Here is an 18760-nt window from a genome sequence, read left to right as displayed (position 1 = left end):
GCCCATGGTCGCTCGGCGCGGCTGAGCCCTTCTCCCTGTGGACTATCGTGCGAAGGTCGTGCAAGGCTGCGCCTCGAGGTAGGGGTGCCGGCGGGACTCGCGGCGAAGTGGGCGATCACTCGACCGATCTGCGCCCGAAGCCGAGGCGCCGGCCGATCGTAGATTTTGGCGAGGCCGCTGTCCACTCGGGAGTTCGGCGGTTCAGGCCGGGTCCTTCCAGACTCCTGGCGCAGGCGCGGGAACGCGCTGTCCTCCCTGCCTCGGCCATGCTACTCATTGCTGGTGCGAGACTCTCCGCACGCCAACCACCAACGCGACCCGGGGTGCCCGCATGGCCGACCACAGCTCCGAGCACGACCCCACCGTCAACGGCCGCGTTCCGAGCGGCGACACCGATCCCACGCTCACGAGCGCGGGGGCCACGCGCCGGGATGTCGGGCCGCTGCCCGCCGAGATCGGCGGCTACCGCGTCTTTGGCCGTCTGGGCGCCGGCGGCATGGGGGTGGTCTACGAAGCCGAGCAGCCCTCGCCCAAGCGACGCGTGGCGCTGAAGGTCATCCGCGGCACCGAGCACCGCGACGAGCTGCACCTGCGCATGTTCGCGCGCGAGGCGGCCACGCTGGGGCGCCTCCAGCACCCCGGCATCGCCGCGATCCACGCCTCCGGCCACACGCCCGACGGGCAGCACTACTTCGCCATGGAGCTCGTGCCCGGGCCGACCCTGGCCCAGTGGCTTGCGAGCCGCCCGTCCACGCCGGACGCCGCGGAGATCGCCCTGCGCCTGAAGCTCTTCCGGCAGACCTGCGACGCCGTGCACTACGCGCATCAGCGCGGGGTCATCCACTGCGATCTCAAGGCGTCGAACATCATCGTGATGTCCCCCGAGTCGGACACGCCGCAGGTGAAGGTCCTGGACTTCGGCCTCGCGCGTCTAACCGAGGAGGACCGCGAGGCCAGCGCGGCGACCGAGGTGGGCGTCATCAAGGGCACGCTGGCCTACATGGCGCCGGAGCAGGCCCGCGGCGAGCGGAGCGAGGTCGACGTCCGCACCGACGTCTACGCGCTCGGCGTGCTGCTCTACGAACTGCTGACCGGCCAGCGGCCCTACGCGGTGGACGCCGGCTCGCTGCTCGCCGCGGTGGCGGTGATCTGCGAGCAGCCGCCGCGCCCGCTGTCGGCGGCGTGGACCGCCGAAGTGAAGCTCGATCCCGATCTGCAGACCATCGTCACGACCGCGCTCGCCAAGGCGCCCGACGAGCGCTACGCCAGCGCCGACGCCCTGGGCGACGACGTCGGCCGCTTCCTCACCTCGCAGCCCATCCTCGCGCGCCCGCCGAGCACGATCTACCAGCTGCGCAAGCTCGTCGCGCGCCGCAAGCCGCTCTTCGCGACGGCCGGGGCCGCGCTCGTCCTCCTCGTGTTCGCGATGATCGGCATCGCCGCGCTCTACCTGCGCTCGGAGCGGAACCTCGCCCGCGCCGTGACGGCCGAGAAGGACGCGCGGCTCGAGGCCGAGACCGCGCAGCGGACGTCGGACTTCCTCGTCACGCTCTTCGATCGGGCCAACCCGGAACGGAATCGCGGGCAGACCGTCACGGCGCGAGAGGTGGTGGACGAAGGCGCGCGCCAGATCGAGTCGGAGCTCTCCGTCGAGCCGCTGCTGAAGGCGCGGCTGCTGGCGACGATCGGGCAGGTCTACACCAGTCTCGCGATGTACGACGAGGCGAAGGAGCTCGTCGAGCAGTCGCTGGCGCTGCGCCAATCGCAGCTCGCGCCCGGCGATGCGGCCATCGCCAACAGCGAGCAGCTGCTGGGCAAGGTCCTGGAGTCCACCGGCGACCCCGACGGCGCCCGCGCCGCCTACGGCCGCGCCATCGGGATCTACGACGCGCTCGGCCCCGCGGGCCGCAAGGGCTACGTGGCGTCGCTGCGGGATCTGGCCTTCCTGCAGGGGCAGCTCGGCGAACTCGACGACGCCATGGCGGCGATCCGCTCGGCGCTCGAGGCCGCCGCGGCGCAGGATCCCCCCGACCCGAAGCGCGATCTGTCCCTCGAGAGCACGCTGGCGACCATCCTCACCAGCTGCGGCCGCCCGGACTCGGCGATGGCGGTGCTGAACGGCGCGCTCGTCGACTCGCGTCGCCTCAACGGCGACACGAGCGACATGACCGCCTCCCTGCTCACGAACCTCGGCGTGGCGTCGGCCCAGCGCGGGCATCCCGAGGAGTCCACCGCGTACTATCTCGAAGCGCTCGCCACCTACCGGGCGATCTACGGCGACCGGCATCCCCTCGTGGCGCGGGCGCTGGGCAACGTGGGCATCAACTACGCCGAGCGCGGCCAGTTCGACGACGCGCGTCCCTACATGGAGGAGTCGCTGGCGGCGCACATCGCGATCTTCGGGGAGGAGAGCCCGATGGTGGCGAAGGCCTGGATGAACCTGGGACTGCTGAAGCTGCAGGGCGGCGACGCGGCCGCCGCGGTCGGCGACCTCGAACGCGCGGTCGCGCTGCACGAGAAGGCGGCTCCCGACGGACGCTCGATCTCGCTCTCGTTTTCGCTCTATCACCTGGCCGGCGCCCGCGCCGCGCTGGGGCAGTTCCCGGCTGCGCGGAAGCTCCTGCAGCGGGTGATCGACATCGACACGCAGATCTTCGGCGCGGACTCGGAGGAGGTCCGCGATGACCGCGACACGCTCGCAGAGATCGAGGCCGGGGCCGGCTCCGCCCCCTGAAGCTCGCCTAGTTCACGACCTTCTCCAGCACCGCCAGCAGCTGGGCGGGCTCGGTCTGCTGGTCGCCGTCGAAGTCGAAGTCCGCGTCCCTCAGCGCGATGGCCAGCGAGTTCTCGCCGCGGACCAGCTCGTAGTCGATCGGTCCGTCGACGTAGTCCACCGTCATCGTGTCGCCGCTCAGGTGATACGACGCGGACACGGTGTAGCTGACGGGCTGGCCGGGCATGAACACGGAGAGGTCCACGACGTCGAGGCCGCCGGTCTTGCGGAACTCCGCGTCGAAGTGCCCGCTGAGCGAATCCATGATGTCGACGCTCGTCATTCCGTCCGGAGTCACGGCCAGGAACGACGTGGACGCCCATGCTCCGGCGAGCGCTTCGGCATCGCCGCCGCCCGTCGCGTCGGTGAAGAGGTTGCAGCCGCAAAACGCCAGGGGCGCGAGGAACAGCAGGACGCGTGAACGCACGAGGAGCCTCCTTGGGTCGCAGGTCGGCCCAGGCGGCGGCAAGGCCCATGCCAGCGCGTCGCGCGCTGCGGGGCGGGGAGGCCGGCGCGGGGACCTGCCAACGGAGGTTCGGCAGGACCCCGCGAGCGCCCTGGCCGCTACACCACCTGCCGGGTCGGGCGCAGGACGATCTCGCTCACCGCCACCGTGTCAGGTGTCCCGATCGCGTAGGCGACCGCCTCGGCCACATCCTCGGCGCTCAGACCCACGCCGGGGATCTCGGAGGCCTGCCGGAGGGACTCGCCCACCTTCGCGTCGGCGATCGTCGTGTAGAGCTCCGTGTTCACCAGGCCCGGGGAGATGAGCGTCGAGCGGATGTTGCGCTCCCGTTCCTCCTGCCGCAGCCCCTCCATGATCGCGCGGACGGCGAACTTGGTGCCGCAATACACGGCCGAGCCGGGATAGACCACGTGGCCGGCCACCGAATCGGTGGCGATGATCAGCCCCGCCTGCTGCTTTCGCATGGTGGGCAGGACGGCCGCGATGCCGTTGAGCACGCCCATGATGTTGATGTCGAGCATCTGTCGCCACTCGTCGCGGCGCAGCTCGTTCAGCATGCCCGTGGGCATGACGCCGGCGTTGTTGAAGATGGCGTCGATGCGGCCGTACGTCTCCAGGGCCGTCTGCGCGAGGCGGTCCATGTCCTCTGGGTTGGCGACGTCGGCGACCTGCCAGCGGATCTCGGCTCCGGGCAGGGACCCCGCCAGCTGCTTCAGTCGCTCCTCGCGCCGCGCGCCGATCACCAGCTTCGCCCCGTCCCGGGCCAGGCGGCGGGTCGTCGCCTCGCCGATGCCGCTGCTCGCGCCGGCGATGATCACGACCTTGTTCTCGATTCCGCTACTCATGGCTGCCTCCATACTGCGCGTCGGTGACCTTCTCCATCCACTCCACCGCCTTGCCGTCCAGGGCCTCCTGGATCGCGATGTGAACCATTGCCGTTCCCGGCGCTGCGCCGTGCCAGTGCTTCTCGCCGGGCTCGAACCAGACCACGTCGCCCGGGCGGATCTCCTCGATGGGCCCGCCCTCGCGCTGCACCCGGCCAAGGCCGGCGGTGACGATGAGCGTCTGCCCCAGCGGATGGGTGTGCCAGGCCGTTCGCGCGGACGGCTCGAAGGTGACCGTGGCCCCGGCCACGCGGGCGGGCGCCGCGGCCTGGAAGAGCGGATCGATGCGAACGGCGCCGGTGAACCAGTCGTTCGGTCCCGGCATCGAGGGCTGCGAACCTGCACGCTGGATGTTCATGCGACTCTCCTTTCTCGCTCGCCGCCGGGTCGATCGCGGGACCGCCCCGGGGCACGCAGACCAATCTGGTCGAAAGCCCCCGCGAAGGGAATGGGCGAGGCTGGCGAAGGCATGCCCAATCCTGCCACGGGGGTTCATGGCAGACAGGTGAATCGGGATCGCCGACCGGCGAGCCTCCGGCGCGGGCGGCCGCGCTCCAGGCTAGGTGTAGGCGAGCGTGCTGGCCTCGGATGGGGGGACCTGGAAGTAGCGCTTGAACTCACGGCTGAACTGCGACGGGCTCTCGTAGCCCACCTCGAAAGCCACGGAGTTCACCCGCATGCCCTGCTGCACGAGCAGGCCCTTGGCCTTCTCCAGCCGCACCTTCTTCAGGTACTGGAGCGGCGAGTCGCCCGTGACGCGCTTGAAGGCCCGGTGGAAGGCGGACACGCTCATGGCGTTCTCGTCCGCCAGGCGCTCCACGCTGAGCGCCTCGCGGTAGTCGCCATGGATCCGGTCCAGCGCGTGGGCGATCGCCGTGTACGGCGTGTGTTGCTGCGTGAGCGCGTAGAGCACCCGCCCCGCCTCTTCGCGCAGAACGCGGTAGACGATCTCGCCCGCCATCGCGGTTCCCAGCACCCTGCTGTCCACCGGGTCGCCCAGGCATCGCAACAGCCGGACCGTCGCCTCCCGCACGTCGTCGTGCAGCGGGACGGGCTCCAGCCCGCTCGGTGGCGCGGGGTCCTGGGTCCGGTCCGTCCCGACGCCCAGGCTGGCCACGAAACCGTGCAGCGCGGCCATGTCGATGTCGATGCGCAGGCCGAGCAGGGGCCCGTCCACGGCCGGGTGGGTCTCGCACTCGAAGGGGATGGGCACGCCGAGGACGAGTGCGGTGTTCTCGTCGTAGCGGAAGCTGCGGTCGCCGAGGTAGCCGACCTTGTGTCCCTGGCCTACGATGACGATGCCCGCGCTGTAGAGCAGCGGCGCGCGCGGCACGAACTCCGTCGCCCAGAAGAACCGCACGCCGTGCACCCCCGTGGGGGCGCTTCCCGCGGCGCCGCTGCCCTGGAATCTGCCTTGCAGCGCGCGAAACTGCGGTGCCAGCCGAGACATGACCGCCTCCCGTAGCGAGGTAGATCCTGAGCGCTACTTGACGAGCGTCAGCTTCCCCGCGCGCCGCGCTTCACCCGCGCTGAGCCGGTAGAAGTAGATGCCGCTCGTCACGGCGCGCCCGCTGTCGTCGCGGCCGTCCCAGATCTGCTCGTGATGCCCCGCGGTGGTCGCCACCCGATCGAGCAGCGTGCGCACGCGCTGGCCCTGGAGGTCGTAGACGGCCAGCGTCACGTCGCCGGCCGTCGGCAGCGTGAAGGCCAGCGTGGTCTTGGGGTTGAACGGATTCGGATGGGCCGCGATGGCGAGCTGCGCGGTGGCTGGCGCGCTGTCGTCGACGCCGGTCAGATCCGAGACGGGCGTCCAGTGGACGGGGCTGCCGGGCTCGAAGTCGTCGAACGTGATCTGCGCGCCGTCGAAGGCGACGGCGAGGTCGTCGAGCTGGCAGGCGCCGTGGCTGGGGTTGAGGCAGTCCTCGTCGTCCCAGCCATCCGTGGAGGTCCGCACGCGCCAGACGAGCCGCACCTCGTCGTTGTACGGGCCGGTGTAGTCGCCGGGGTAGAGCACGGCGCCGAAGTCGACGTAGACCGTGCCGTAGTCGCCGCCCGTCCAGGTCTCGAAGAGCTCCTCCACGGCGCCGCGCTGGATGTAGAGGTCGAGGAAGTCCCAGCCCTCGTCGGGGAGGTCGTAGTTCAGCAGCCCCGTGATCCGCACGGCGGTGGACAGCGACGGGTCGTCGACGGTGTGGCGCCACTCGACCTCGTCGATCCAGCCGCCGCTGACGCCGCCGAGCGTGTCCGGGTACTCGCAGGCGGGGATGGTCTCGTCGCCGCAGTAGAGTGCGTGGTTGTCCTGGCCATGGCCCGGGACGTACTCGGCCCAGTAGGTCGACACGTGCCAGTGGTTCACGGCGAGGGCTGGGTGGGTCGCGAAGACCAGGAAGGCGAGAGCGAGCAGGGCTGGGGTCTTCATGGCGTCTCCAGGGGCATGGGGTGATCCGACATGGAGGCTGGGTGGCGATAAAGTTTACACCTGTGAACGCACAGGGCGCAACCGACCGTTCGTGCGGATTTCGAGGAACAGCGTGGTCACCCGCGGGGCGAACTCAGTCCCAGAGCACGTTCCGCATCGACAGCGAGCCCAGGTCGAAGCCCTCGGTGGGGAAGCGCGCCTGGTCGTCCGCGTCCGTCGCGCCGAGCGCGTAGATGAACGGCAGCCAGTGGTCCGGCGTGGGGTGGGCGAGGCGGCGGTCGTCGCTCGCGTCCCAGAGCGACACCAGCGCCGCGGCGTCACCCTGCAGCGTCGCCGCCTTCACCGTCGCGTCGAAGCGCGCCGCCCATTCGGGGGTCGTCGCGTCGCCGGTCTGCATACGGCGGAAGGCGTCGCTCAGGTTGTGCACGACGTTGCCACTGCCCATCACGAGCACACCCTGCTGCCGCAGATCCCGGAGCGAGCGCGCCAGCTCGAGGTGCTCCCGCAGGCCGAGCCGCCGGTCGATGCTGAGCTGGACCACGGGGACGTCCGCGTGGGGATAGATCCACTTCAGCACGCTCCAGGTCCCGTGGTCGAGGCCCCAGCGCGTGCTGAGGCTCGCGTCCCGCTCGCCCAGCAGCGCGCGCACCCGTTCGGCCAGGTCCACCTTGCCGGGCGCGGGGTAGTCCACTTCGTAGAGCGCCGGCGGGAAACCGCCGAAGTCGTGGAGCGTCTTCGGCCGCGCGTCGCCCGTGAGGTAGAGGCCGTCGACGAACCAGTGCGCCGAGACCGAGAGGATCGCGGCCGGCCGCGGGAGCATCCGCCCGAGTTCGGCGAAGCCGCGGCTCCAGCGGTTGTCCTCGATCGCGTTCATCGGCGAACCGTGGCCGACGAAGACCACGGGCATGCGCTCGTCGCTCATGGCGCGCTCCTTTCCGTCGCGGTCAAGATAGTCACGCCCCCGGGGGCGCGGCGAGGGGTGCCGTTCGCGCCTTGAGGGTCCACAAGTCCCGGTGGCGCGCCGCTTTGACAGCGCGCCGGGCCGCGACTAGACTGCGCTGCACCGCCGTAGGAGGTCGCGTCGATGAACGCCTTGCTGTGGATCTTGCAGATCGTCCTCGCGCTGCTGATGGTGATTCCGGCCGGCGTGCGGCGCGCACCGCGGCTGACCCCGATCGCCGCGACCCTGCTCGCCGTGGAGGCCCTCGGCCTGGCGGCGTTCTATGCGAAGACCTCGCTCGCCATCGCCGCGACGAACCCGCTGGTCTGGAGCCTGGCCATCGGTCTCCTGGCGGCGTTCCTCGCCTACGGACGCTTCAACCTCGAGCCGCTGACGCCGGCTGGACGGAGGACTCGCTGATGCCCGGGAAAACGTCGAAAACCAGCGACAGCCCCGCCGCCCGCTCGGCGGCCAGCAAGCAGATCGACGCGATGATCGCGGCCCTCGACGACTGGCGCGGCGAGCGGCTGGCCGAGATCCGCGCGCTCATCCACGCGGTGGATCCCGAGGTGGTGGAGGACTGGAAGTGGCGCGGGGCGCCGGTCTGGTCCCGCGACGGGATGATCGCCAACGCGGGCGCCTTCAAGGGCAAGGTGAAGATCACCTTCCACCACGGCGCGCAGCTCGACGACCCCAAGGGCCTCTTCAATGCGGGTCTCGAAGGGAACAAGTGGCGGGCCATCGACCTACACGAGGGTGACGCGCTCGACAAGACGGCCTTCAAGGCGCTCGTCCGCGCGGCGATCAAGTACAACCGCAGCCACGACGTGCCCAAGAGCAAGGGCTCGAGAACCTGACGCCGCGCCAGGCGCGGCCGGCCGAGGAGGTCCCGTGTCGAGATCCCAGGGCGGTGGCGCCGATGTGCTGCAGATGCTGCAGCGCTTCCTGAAGCTGCAGTCGGCCGGCGGCATCCTCCTGATGTTCGCGGCGCTGCTCGCCGTGCTCGCAGCCAATCTGCCCGGCCTGGCGCGTCTCTACCAGGCGCTGCTCGACCTGCCCGTGGAGCTGACGCTGGGCGGACTCGAGCTGCACAAGAACTTCCTGCTGCTGGTGAATGACGGCCTGATGGCCATCTTCTTCCTGCTGGTCGCCCTGGAGATCAAGCGCGAGATCCTCGAGGGCGAGCTCGCCGGCGCGCAGCGCCTCGTGCTGCCGGTGCTGGCGTCCATCGGCGGCATCCTCGTGCCGGCGGCGGTCTACCTGGCGATGGCGCAGGCCGACCCGGTGGCCCGCGGCGGCTGGGCGATTCCCGCGGCGACGGACATCGCCTTCTCGCTGGGCGTCCTGGCGCTGCTCGGCTCGCGCGCGCCGCTGGGGCTCAAGGTCTTCCTCACCGCGGTGGCGGTGGTGGACGACCTGGGCGCCATTCTCATCATCGCGCTCTTCTACACGCAGAAGCTCTCGCTGCTGGCCCTGGGCCTCGGGCTGGTGGGTGTGGTGGGGCTCGTCGCGCTCAATCGGCGGCGGGTCACGCGCCTGGGCGCCTACTTCCTGGTGGGGACCTTCATCTGGATCTGCGTCCTGAAGTCGGGCATCCACGCCACGCTGGCCGGCGTGGTGACGGGCTTCGCCATCCCGCTGCGCGCCCGCGACGCGGAAGGGCACTCGCCGCTGCGGCACCTCGAGCACATCCTGCACCCGTGGGTGGCCTACCTCATCCTGCCGCTCTTCGCCTTCGCGAACGCCGGCGTGAGCTTTCGCGGGGTGGGCGCCGAGCTGTGGCTGGGGCCGGTCTCGCTCGGCATCACGCTCGGACTCGTGCTCGGCAAGACGGTGGGCGTCTTCGGCTTCTCCGCCCTGGCGGTGCTCCTCGGCGTGGCGCGACTGCCGGCCGGCGTCAGCTGGCCGGCGCTGCTCGGCGTGGGCCTGCTCGCGGGGATCGGCTTCACGATGAGCCTCTTCATCGGCATGCTCGCCTTCGAGGGACAGCCCGGCGACTACGCCGTGGCCACGCGGCTGGGCGTGTTCGGCGGGTCGATACTCTCGGCGCTGCTCGGGGTCGGGGTGCTGCGCCTCGCGCTGCCGCGCGCGGACTGAGCGCTCGCGCTAGCGCAGCCTGACCAGCCGCGCGGTGGACTTGCGTCCCGCCTGCTCCAGCACCGCCAGGTAGACGCCCGCCGGCAGGTTGCGGCCTTGCTCGTCGCGGCCGTCCCAGCTGATGCGGAAACGCCCGGCCTCGCGGTAGCCCGCGGCCAATCGACGCAACCGCCGCCCCTGCGCATCGTGGATGCTGAGCGCGATCTCCCCGGCGCTGCCCAGCGAGGCCTCGAGCGTCGCCTGCCGGCGGAAGGCCGTGGGCCAGCCCGCCAGTTCCAGGGCGTCCTCCGCGGAGTCGGCCTCCACGCTCGTGATCCCCGCCTCGAGCCCCATGGTGAAGGCGGCCTGGTAGCCGTTGGCCGGATCGCCGTTGGCCTCGGCCGTGAGGTAGAGCGGTTCGTCGGCGTGGAAGATGCCGTCCTGCGCGTTGCTCGTGGGATTGGGCCCGCGGTCGGCGTAGAGCGGCGAGGCGTAGACCGTGTCGTTCACGCTGTCGAGGAACGCGAACTGCGACGTCTTGTAGATGGCGTCCTCGCTGCGCGCCTTGAAGTGGATGTGCGTCGCCCGCCCCGGGTACCAGCCCGGGTAGACGGTGGTGAAGCGCACCTTGCCCTCGGCGTCGCTGAGCTGGGTGCCGCGGAGGAAGGTCTCGCCCACGGCGTTGCAGGTGACCTGGCTGTAGCCCGAGTAGCAGCCGCCCCGGTCGCAGTGCCAGACGTCCACGAGCACGCCGGGCACGGGGACGCAGTTCTCGTCGATGACGGTCATCTCGAGATCGAGCGGCACGCCCAGCCGGTCCTCGCGGATGTCCTGCCGCAGCAGGTTCGGATCGAAGTAGAAGGGGCCGGCCGTCTCCTCGGGCGTGATCCAGCAACTGCTCCCGTCCCGCGGCGAACGCGTCGCCCCTCGCGCGAAGGCCCTGCGCACGGGGCGCGGCAGCGAGGCATAGCCGAGGCCGAGAAGCAGGGTCTTGAGCAGGCTGCGACGTTCCATGGCGACACTCCGTGGCTGAGGGTCCCCGAGCATAGCGCAACCACCAAGAAATCGCAAAGATCTCGCTATGGCGCATTTCGGCTCCGTTTCGCCGCTGGGGCGCCGTGGCGCTATACTCGGTGGGCGAAGGGAGGGGGAATGCGACCCATCGGCGCACTGGCCATCGCTGTGCTCCTGCCGGCACTGGTAGCCGCCGGGCAGCCCCGACACCCTTCGCCCCCGGGGGCGTTCCCGCTGCTCTTCGACTCGGAGTGGGTGGAGCTCACGATCGTCCCCGACAGCCTGCAGGTGGACGCGCGCTACGTGATGCGCTGCCGCGGACGCACGGAGCGCCCGACACCGCTGGTCTTTCCCTTCCCCGTCGACTCCCTGCTCGGCGGCTGGCGCATGATCGACGCGCGCGTCGCCGGCGATCCGCCCGCACCCATCCGCTGGGAGCCCATGCCCGGCGCCTCGGCCGTGCGGCTCTGGGTGCCGCCGTGCACGGCCGACACCCTGGTGCTCGAGGCCGTCTACCGGCAGGCGCGGCGCACGGACTACGCGCGCTACATCGTCACCACGGTGGGCGGCTGGGGACGGCCCCTGAACTACGCAGGCTTCGGGATCCGGCTGCCGCAGGGCGCCCGGCCGCTGGAGTTCAGCTTCCCCTTCCTGCCCGACTCGGCGTGTGCCGGTCGTTACGTCTACGAGGCCTGCGAGTTCTGGCCGCAGCACGACGTGACGGTGCGCTGGCGCCCCTGAGCCCCTCGACGGCGGCCGGAAGCGGGACTACACTCCCTGCGCCGACCGGGAGGTGCGGGGATGCGTAGCGTCTTCTCGTGGGTGCTGGTGCTGGGTGGCCTGTCGATCGCGGGCGGCCTGCCCGCGCGCGCGGACGTCACGCCGGACGCCGCGCTCGAAGTCCACGTGCAGACGCCGGCCTGGAACTGCGACAGCCCGATCACGCACTGCGACGACATCGAGGGCAGCGCGCTGGCCCTTGGGCAGGTGGAGTTTCTCCTCTACTTCCAGCCCATCTACTGGCAGCAGTCCCACCAGCCGGTGCGGCTCTCGAGTCTTCACACGGAGCTTCACTGGCCCGAGGCCTGGCAACTCCTCGACGCCGACGGCTGCTCCGCGGACTGGGGCCAACTCGACTGGACCGGCTCTCCCCACGCGCTCACCCTCGAGTGGTGGGACTGCCCGAACCTGCCGATCGAGGACGGCGGCGTGTTCCTGATGGCGCGCTTCGTGTTCAACGCCACCGAGCCGGGACGCTTCTGGGCCGAGTACCACAACGGGAGCACGGTGACGCTGGGCTGTCCGCCCACGACCGTGCAGACCTACCCGGTCTTCTGCTTCGCCGAGCTCGGCGAGGACTGCGAGTACACGCGCTTCCACTGTGGCTACCTGCCGCCCTGCAGCCCCTTCTTCCCGACCGAGTCCCTCGAACTCAGCGCGCCGCCCGGCGCCAGCGCCGTCGCTTCGACCGAGGTGAACGGGATCGACCTCTGCTGGTCCCAGGTGCAGCTCGACACCACGGCCCCCTGGCTCAGCGCCGTGCACAAGCTCGTCGAGCACGACTACTTCGACGTCACGCTGACGGCGGACGCCACCGGCCTCGAACCGGGGCTCTACACCGCCAGGCTGCGCGCGCACACGATGTGGATCTCGCGCTGCCTGCCGGTGGAGTTTCGCGTGCTGGATCCTACGGGCGTGACGCCGCCCCCGGGGGCGGAGCTGATGAGCTGGAGCCGCGTCAAATCGCTCTACCGCTGATGCCCTGGCTAGTCCTTCCGCTTGCGCCGGCGCGTGGACTTGCCGCCGCTGCCCAGGATGAGCATCGCGCCCAGCACGAAGCCCAGGTCGTAGAGGTGCCCGTTGTTGTGCGCGTCGTAGACCGACACGCCGTCGTTGAACAGCGACACGATGAACGCGAAGGGCAGGATGATCCCTTGCCAGAGCCCGAGCCAGAAGCCCGCCACCTCGCCGGTCTCGTCCGGCGTCTGACGCAGCTCGTTGGGTCCAGCGGCGCAGCTCAACAGCAGCGACACGCTCAGCAGCAGAACCATCCCCACGATTCGATGCAGCATCGGCGACCTCCTTTGCCCGCTGCATTCCGAGCCTAGCGAGTCCCTCGCCCGCTGGCCAGGGCTGCGCGCTATGTCCGGCATTGCCCAATAATTCCGATTAATGTACAATCGGTCCAGGCCAAACCGGGAGGTCCCCATGAAGCGTGCGCTTCTTCTCGGCGCGAGTCTGCTGCTACTGGCGTGGCCGGCGGCCGCCAGCGTGATCACCTCCACGTCCAGCGGCGGAAACTGGGCCGTGGGCAGCACCTGGGTCGGCGGGCTCGTGCCCGGCGCGGGCGACGAGGTGGTGATCGCCGGACCGGTGGTGGTGCCGAGCGTCCAGTCCTGCCTGTCGCTCAGCGTCGAGCCGGCCGGCAGCCTGCGCGGACTGCCCGGCGCCCCCAACCGCCTCGAGGTCGGCGGGCCCGTCGACAACGCCGGCACGGTGATCGACGACCCCTTCTATTTCGACCTCCAGCTTGCCGGCGATCTCCACAACAGCGGCAGCCTGCTCTGCCGCAGCACGATCTTCGCCGGTGCGGGCGACTACCAGTTGAGCATGGAACCCGGCTCGCAGGTGATGACATCCCTCGACGTCGCCGACGGCGCCACCTGCGCCCTCACCCTGGACACCCCGTTCACGCTCACCGGTAACGTCGACGTACGCGGCGGCCAGCTCACGCTCGCCCCCGACTGCCCGCTCACCGTCACGGACGGCGCGATCTCCGGCGATGTCTTCTGCGGCGGCACGCCGATCCACGTGGAGGGCTGGACCTACCTCGAGTACGCCAACCTCGACCAGGCCGTGCTCTTCGGCGAGACCGAGGTCAGCTATCAGGTCACCTTCACCGGCGGGCTGACGGTCAAGGACGGCCTGCGCAACGCGGTCTTCACCGGCGGGACGCAGTCCAGCATCGAGGGCGACCTCGTGAACGAGGGGCACATCTCGCACGACGACTACAGCTTCACCTTCAGCCTGACCGGCGACCTGATCAATCACGGCCTGATCGACAACTCCTTCATCGAACTCGTGGGCGACGCCCCGCACCACCTGAGTGCGAGCCCCGGCGCGCTCTTCGATGCCAACCTCTTCCTTCCCGAGTTCGTCGGAGGCGACGTCGTCGCCGAAACACCACTCACGTTTTCCAGCGGCTTGTCACTGAGCGGCGGCACGCTCACGCTCATGCCCGGCGCCGATCTCCACTTCAACGACTACGCCGGCATGGGCGGCGGCACCGTGTTCGCCAACGGGAACACGATCAGCATGAGCGGCACCCATGGCGCGCTAGGCGATCTCGTGTTCGACTCGGTCGTCCTCGCGGGCGCAATGCGAATCTCCTTCGACAGCCAGTTCACGGGCGGCCTGACTGTGCAGGACACCCTCCAGTGCTGGGAGTTCTACAGCCCGACCCTGACCGTGGACGGCCCGCTCCTCAACCAGGGCACGATCCAGGACAACGTGGGCGTGCTCACCCTGCGCCTGCAGGGCGATGCCCAGAACCTCGGCCTGTGGACGAACACCACTGTCATCGTGGCCGGCGCACTCGACCAGGCCGTCGGCGCGGGGCCCGGCATCGATGTTCCCAGCTTCGTCCTCGACTCACAGCTGAGCGCCGCGAGCTACCAGTGGTATCGCGACGGCATCGCGCTGCCCGGCGAAACCGCCTCGACGCTGACCCTGAACACCGTCGGCGCGAACGACTACGGCGCCTATCGCTGCGAAGGCGCCGGCGGCGTCCTCTCGCGGCAAATCGTGATCGACGAATTCGCAGACCCGACCGCGGTTCCGGTCGCCGCACCGGCGGCGCAGTTGGCCCAGAACTTTCCGAACCCGTTCAATCCTGCGACCCGCATCGACTTCACCCTCACCCGGCGCAGCCAGACTCACCTCAGCGTGGCGGACGTCGCTGGCCGCGAAGTCGCAGTGCTCGTGAACGGCGCGCTCGATGCCGGCGCGCACCAGATCGAGTGGCGTCCCGCGGACCTTCCGTCCGGCCTCTACCTGATTCGCCTGCGCACGGACGACGCTGTGATCGTTCGGAAGTGCACCCTGCTCAAGTAGCGCGCTGGGCACAGCTCCGCCCTGCCCGGCGACCCCGTGTCGCCGGGCTTTTTCGTGCGGCGGCGTCGGTCAGGGCGAGCCGCGCGCGCTCGCCCCGGCGACAACCGTCCGCGCGAGGCCGCGCGCGTGATGGAGTTGATGGCAGGCGCTGCAGAGCGTGATCAGGTTGCTCGGGTCGTTCGTGCCGCCATTCGCGCGGGGCTTCCGGTGGTGCACTTCGAGGAAGCGCGTGCTCGTGCAGCCCGGACCCTGGCAGCGGTGGCCGTCACGGGCGAGGATCTTCCGCCGCAGTGCCGGCGTGAGCGTGCGCGGCAGGTCGCCCCCGGGGGCGGGCAGTTCGCCGCGGCCCGTGACGTAGGCCTGTGCCCCGCAGTCCGGACAGCGACGAATGATCACGGTGGCGGCCTGCTTCACCGGCCCCCGGGGGCGGGTGGCGAGCGCGTCGAGCACCAGTTCTTCCTTCGGGTCTAGCTGGCCGTCCTTGCGCAGTTGCTCGATCAGCGCTTCCCAGCGCGCGTACTGCTCCGGCGTGAAGTTCAGCGTGACGCGCAGGGGCGCGGCGGCTTCGGCCTCCTCGCGGCGCGCTTCGGGCTCGCCCGCCGCGAACAGCGCCGGGGGATCCTGGCGCTTCCTCGGCGGCCGCGGCCGGCTCGCCTTCACCTTGCGCTCGAGCGCGCGGCGGCCGAGCCGCTTGGCATCGTCGAGCCAGTGGCCTTCGTTCGCCGGCGTCGCCACGGACACGAGCTCACGCGCCTTGGTCCAGGGCAGCTCGCCGGCCTCGACGGCGCGTCGTGTCTCCGGCAGGCGCTCGAGTGCACCCGCCATGCGCACGAAGGCCGAGAGCTTGCGCTCGGAGAAGCCCAGCGCATCGCGGCCATAGGCGTGGATCGAGGAGTAGCCCAGCTCGCGGTAGAGCTGATCTTCCATGATAGTAGCGAAGGAGAGCAGCGCGCCCTTCTCGAGGCGCTGCAATCGCTGAAGTTCAGTCGTCAGAGCCCGGTGCAGTCGCCGGGCGCGGTCGGCTCGAGTCTCCATGATGAAAGTCCCAGGAAAGTGGAGCGGGAGGCTTGCGATGGATACTAATGTATAGTATCATACGAAGGCCGTCAAGGGCGGCACAGCAGATAGTCGAGAGAATCTTCCCGCGGCAGTCCCCACCCGCCCCCGGGGGCGAGCGAGACCAGGAGGTCCGATACCGCCAGACACGCGCCGCCGCTGAACAACCCGCCCCCGGGGGCGGGGCACCACCGTTCCACGGCGATGTCCGAAAACGACCAGCCTCGCCCGCGAAAGTTGCTACCCTATCCGCATGGAGCTCGATGCCACCATCTGCTATCGCGCGCTGCGAAGCCGCGACGCGCGCTTCGACGGACGCTTCTTCACCGGCGTGACCAGCACGGGCATCTACTGCAGGCCAGTCTGCCCAGCGCGCACTCCCAGGGTGGAGAACTGCAGGTTCTTCGCCTGTGCGGCGGCGGCCGAGGAGGCGGGCTTCCGCCCGTGCCGACGTTGCAGGCCCGAAACCGCGCCCGGTACACCGGCGTGGCAGGGCAGCGCGTCAACGGTGTCGCGCGCGCTGAGGTTGATCGACGACGGCGCGCTGGACGACGAGGGCCACGGCGTGGAGAACCTCGCCGAGCGGCTGGGCGTGGGGGGCAGGCACCTGCGGCGGCTGTTCGCGGAGCAGCTGGGGGCGTCGCCGCTGGCGGTGGCGCAGACGCGGCGAGCGCATCTGGCGCGGCGACTGATCGAGGTGTCGTCGCTGCCGATGACGCGCATCGCGCTGGCGGCCGGCTTCCCGAACGTGCGGCGCTTCAACGCGAGCATTCGCGAGCGCTTCCAGTGCAGCCCCAGCGAGATTCGCCGTGGAGCGCGACGGGCGGCGGGGAGAGAACTGCAGCTGCGCCTCGCGTTTCGTCCGCCGCTCGACTGGTCCGCCCTGCTGGCCTATCTCGCTCCACGGGCGATCCCCGGTGTGGAGCGAGTAGACGGCGACAGCTACAGCCGGACCGTCGCTCAGGGCGATTTCGCCGGCGTCGTGCGCGTGTCGCTCGCCCCCGGGGGCGGGGCGCTGGTGCTGAGCGCGCCGCCCTCCGCGGCCGCCGTGCTCGCGGCGCTGGCCGCCCGGGCGCGGTCGCTCTTCGACCTGGATGCCGACCCCGCGGCGATCGGGAGCGTGCTGGCTGCGGACCCGGTTCTGGCTCCGCTGCTCGCGCAACATCCGGGGCTCCGCGCGCCGGGTGCCTGGGACCGCTTCGAGCTGGCGATTCGCGCGCTCCTGGGCCAGCAGATTTCCGTCGCGGCGGCCACGCGCCTGGCAGGTCGTCTGGTGCGGCGCTGGGGGCGTCCGCTCGACGCGCGAACGAGCGCGCCGGAAGCGGTCGCCTCGCGCGAACCGGCCTGGCTCTTCCCGCGTCCGCAAGATCTGGCGGACGCGGACATCGCAAGCCTCGGCATGCCCGGCGCGCGCGCTGATGCGATCCGCGGCTTCGCGAGCGCCGTGGCGAGCGGCGCGCCGCTGCTCGAGCTGGCGGCGTCGTCGCAGCAGGCGGTCGACCGGCTCACCGCGCTGGATGGCGTCGGCGACTGGACGGCGCAGTACATCGCGCTGCGGGCACTGAAGGAGCCCGACGCCTTTCCCGCTGGCGACCTCGGTCTGCGTCGCGCCCTGCCTGCGCTCGCCCCCGGGGGCGAGCAGCACCCGTTGCCGACGGCCGCGGCGCTGCGCAGGCGCGCCGAGGGCTGGCGCCCCTGGCGCGGCTATGCCGCCATGCTGCTCTGGCAGTCCGACCTCCCCGGTCCCCCGCGACAACGCGAAAGGAACTGACATGAAATGCACCCACGGCACCCTCACGCTGAAGAGCCCCATCGGGCCGCTCACGCTGATCGCCCGCGCCGAAGGGCTGACCCACGTCTTCTTCCCGGGCCACGAGGGCCCGTTTCCCGCCGGCGACGACAGCCCCGCCGCCGCCGCCGTGCTCGCGCGCGCGGCCGAGCAGCTGGGGGAGTACTTCGCGGGGCGTCGTCAGCGCTTCGACCTTCCCCTGGCGCCGACGGGCACGGACTTCCAGCGCAGCGTGTGGCTGGGCCTGCGGGAGATCCCCTATGGCGCGACCCTCAGCTACGGCGAACTGGCGCGGCGCGTCGGGCGTCCGCAGGCGGTGCGCGCCGTGGGGGCGGCCAACGGGGCGAACCCGCTGCCGGTGATCGTCCCCTGTCATCGTGTGATCGGGGCGAACGGGCGGCTCACGGGCTTCGGCGGCGGACTGCCGGCGAAGATGGCCCTGCTGGAACTGGAGGGGCGCGCGTTCGTCGGCGACCGGGTGCTGCCCGCCGAGCCGTAGGCGCCCGAAGCATGCGGTCACCCGGCGGGGCTGGTCTTCGCCGGGTGGCTGTGCTATGGCTGAGGGCCTGGACCCAAACGAGGAGGCCACGATGGCTCGCTTCACCCTCGGCGGCAATCCCTGCAACACGGTGGGCGACCTGCCCGCGGTGGGCAGCGCCGCCCCGGACTTCACGCTCACCAAGACCGACCTGAGCCCGCTGACGCTCTCCGAACTCAAGGGCAAGCGCGTGGTGCTCAACATCTTCCCCAGCATCGGCACGGGCGTTTGCGCCACCAGCGTCCGGCGCTTCAACGCCGAGGCCAGCACGCTGACGAACACGGTCGTGGTCTGCGTGTCCATGGACTTGCCCTTCGCCCACCAGCAGTTCTGCGCGGCCGAAGGCCTCGAGAACGTGGTGCCGGTCTCGGACTTCCGCACGCGCAAGTTCGGTGACAGCTACGGCGTGCGCATCCTCGACGGCAAGTTCGAGGGCCTGCTCGCGCGCTCCGTGGTGGTGGTGGACACGGACGGCAAGGTCATCCACAGCCAGCTCGTGGCCGAGACGGCCAACGAGCCCGATTACGCGGCGGCGCTGGGCGTCCTCGTCTAGATTGCGCTTTCCCCTCGCCCGGCGCGACGGCCGGGCGAGGGCCCGCGAATCCCGTACAAACACGTCAAGATCAAGGCGATAGCGGCCGATGTCACGGCGAAGGGCCGGGACCCCCGCCGGGTCCCGGTCTGTCCGTGCC

Annotated in this window: 19 protein-coding genes; 10 read left to right on the top strand and 9 right to left on the bottom strand. The window is 70.7% G+C overall.

What is annotated here, in order from left to right:
- Positions 1-331 precede the first annotated feature (331 nt).
- Positions 332-2734, top strand: coding sequence for a serine/threonine protein kinase (locus H6693_08965; protein MCB9516315.1), 2403 nt, complete (start codon positions 332-334; stop codon positions 2732-2734).
- Between the two features lie 7 nt (positions 2735-2741).
- Here the strand turns inward: H6693_08965 and H6693_08960 are convergent, their stop codons facing one another.
- From H6693_08960 to ygiD, 6 genes are all read right to left on the bottom strand, one after another.
- The gene (locus tag H6693_08960) at positions 2742-3200 is read right to left on the bottom strand and encodes a hypothetical protein (protein ID MCB9516314.1); all 459 of its coding nucleotides are present in this window, start codon (positions 3198-3200) and stop codon (positions 2742-2744) included.
- Positions 3201-3337: 137 nt separating this feature from the next.
- Complete coding sequence (locus H6693_08955; protein ID MCB9516313.1) at positions 3338-4084, bottom strand: SDR family oxidoreductase; 747 nt, start codon at positions 4082-4084, stop codon at positions 3338-3340.
- Entirely contained in the window at positions 4077-4481 is a 405-nt protein-coding gene (locus H6693_08950) for a cupin domain-containing protein (protein MCB9516312.1), read from the bottom strand. Before H6693_08950 ends, H6693_08955 begins: the two co-directional genes overlap by 8 nt.
- A gap of 201 nt (positions 4482-4682) precedes the next feature.
- A complete protein-coding gene (locus tag H6693_08945; protein ID MCB9516311.1) occupies positions 4683-5573 on the bottom strand; it encodes an AraC family transcriptional regulator in 891 nt (296 codons plus the stop codon).
- Between the two features lie 33 nt (positions 5574-5606).
- The gene (locus H6693_08940) at positions 5607-6542 is read right to left on the bottom strand and encodes a T9SS type A sorting domain-containing protein (GenBank protein ID MCB9516310.1); all 936 of its coding nucleotides are present in this window, start codon (positions 6540-6542) and stop codon (positions 5607-5609) included.
- Between the two features lie 133 nt (positions 6543-6675).
- Positions 6676-7449 carry a 4,5-DOPA dioxygenase extradiol gene (gene ygiD, locus H6693_08935; protein ID MCB9516309.1) on the bottom strand — a complete coding sequence of 258 codons (774 nt, stop codon included), beginning with the start codon at positions 7447-7449 and terminating at the stop codon, positions 6676-6678.
- 177 nt (positions 7450-7626) lie between these two features.
- On the opposite strand from ygiD, the gene H6693_08930 reads away from it, so the two are divergent.
- The 3 genes from H6693_08930 (at position 7627) to nhaA (ending at position 9579) form a co-directional block, all read left to right on the top strand.
- Complete coding sequence (locus tag H6693_08930) at positions 7627-7902, top strand: hypothetical protein (GenBank protein MCB9516308.1); 276 nt, start codon at positions 7627-7629, stop codon at positions 7900-7902.
- Positions 7902-8339 carry a DUF1801 domain-containing protein gene (locus tag H6693_08925; GenBank protein MCB9516307.1) on the top strand — a complete coding sequence of 146 codons (438 nt, stop codon included), beginning with the start codon at positions 7902-7904 and terminating at the stop codon, positions 8337-8339. Before H6693_08930 ends, H6693_08925 begins: the two co-directional genes overlap by 1 nt.
- A gap of 64 nt (positions 8340-8403) precedes the next feature.
- Positions 8404-9579 (top strand): Na+/H+ antiporter NhaA, encoded by a 1176-nt coding sequence (nhaA, locus tag H6693_08920; GenBank protein ID MCB9516306.1) that lies wholly within the window; start codon positions 8404-8406, stop codon positions 9577-9579.
- A gap of 9 nt (positions 9580-9588) precedes the next feature.
- Here nhaA and H6693_08915 read toward each other — a convergent pair whose 3' ends face one another.
- A complete protein-coding gene (locus H6693_08915; protein MCB9516305.1) occupies positions 9589-10572 on the bottom strand; it encodes a hypothetical protein in 984 nt (327 codons plus the stop codon).
- Between the two features lie 138 nt (positions 10573-10710).
- Between H6693_08915 and H6693_08910 the strand changes: the two genes are divergently transcribed.
- Together H6693_08910 and H6693_08905 are read left to right on the top strand one after the other, a co-directional pair.
- Positions 10711-11313, top strand: a complete 603-nt coding sequence (locus H6693_08910) for a hypothetical protein (GenBank protein MCB9516304.1) — start codon at positions 10711-10713, stop codon at positions 11311-11313.
- Between the two features lie 60 nt (positions 11314-11373).
- Positions 11374-12330 carry a hypothetical protein gene (locus H6693_08905; protein ID MCB9516303.1) on the top strand — a complete coding sequence of 319 codons (957 nt, stop codon included), beginning with the start codon at positions 11374-11376 and terminating at the stop codon, positions 12328-12330.
- A gap of 8 nt (positions 12331-12338) precedes the next feature.
- On the opposite strand, the gene H6693_08900 is transcribed toward H6693_08905, so the two are convergent.
- Positions 12339-12644, bottom strand: a complete 306-nt coding sequence (locus tag H6693_08900) for a hypothetical protein (protein ID MCB9516302.1) — start codon at positions 12642-12644, stop codon at positions 12339-12341.
- 136 nt (positions 12645-12780) lie between these two features.
- Here H6693_08900 and H6693_08895 point away from each other — a divergent pair, with 136 nt between their 5' ends.
- Positions 12781-14685, top strand: coding sequence for a T9SS type A sorting domain-containing protein (locus H6693_08895; protein ID MCB9516301.1), 1905 nt, complete (start codon positions 12781-12783; stop codon positions 14683-14685).
- 69 nt (positions 14686-14754) lie between these two features.
- Here the strand turns inward: H6693_08895 and H6693_08890 are convergent, their stop codons facing one another.
- Positions 14755-15657, bottom strand: coding sequence for an HNH endonuclease (locus H6693_08890; protein MCB9516300.1), 903 nt, complete (start codon positions 15655-15657; stop codon positions 14755-14757).
- Positions 15658-15994: 337 nt separating this feature from the next.
- Here H6693_08890 and H6693_08885 point away from each other — a divergent pair, with 337 nt between their 5' ends.
- From H6693_08885 to tpx, 3 genes are all read left to right on the top strand, one after another.
- The gene (locus H6693_08885) at positions 15995-17512 is read left to right on the top strand and encodes a DNA-3-methyladenine glycosylase 2 family protein (GenBank protein ID MCB9516299.1); all 1518 of its coding nucleotides are present in this window, start codon (positions 15995-15997) and stop codon (positions 17510-17512) included.
- A 1-nt stretch (position 17513) separates the two neighbouring features.
- Positions 17514-18029: a methylated-DNA--[protein]-cysteine S-methyltransferase gene (locus tag H6693_08880; protein ID MCB9516298.1), complete on the top strand. Its 516-nt coding sequence runs from the start codon at positions 17514-17516 to the stop codon at positions 18027-18029.
- Between the two features lie 91 nt (positions 18030-18120).
- Positions 18121-18621: a thiol peroxidase gene (gene tpx / locus H6693_08875; GenBank protein ID MCB9516297.1), complete on the top strand. Its 501-nt coding sequence runs from the start codon at positions 18121-18123 to the stop codon at positions 18619-18621.
- The last annotated feature ends 139 nt before the right edge of the window (positions 18622-18760 follow it).

Source organism: Candidatus Latescibacterota bacterium (genome assembly GCA_020633725.1).
In the GTDB taxonomy this organism is placed as follows: domain Bacteria; phylum Krumholzibacteriota; class Krumholzibacteriia; order JACNKJ01; family JACNKJ01; genus VGXI01.
Note: the sequence above shows the minus strand (reverse complement) of the source record. Positions and strands in the feature narration are given on the sequence as shown.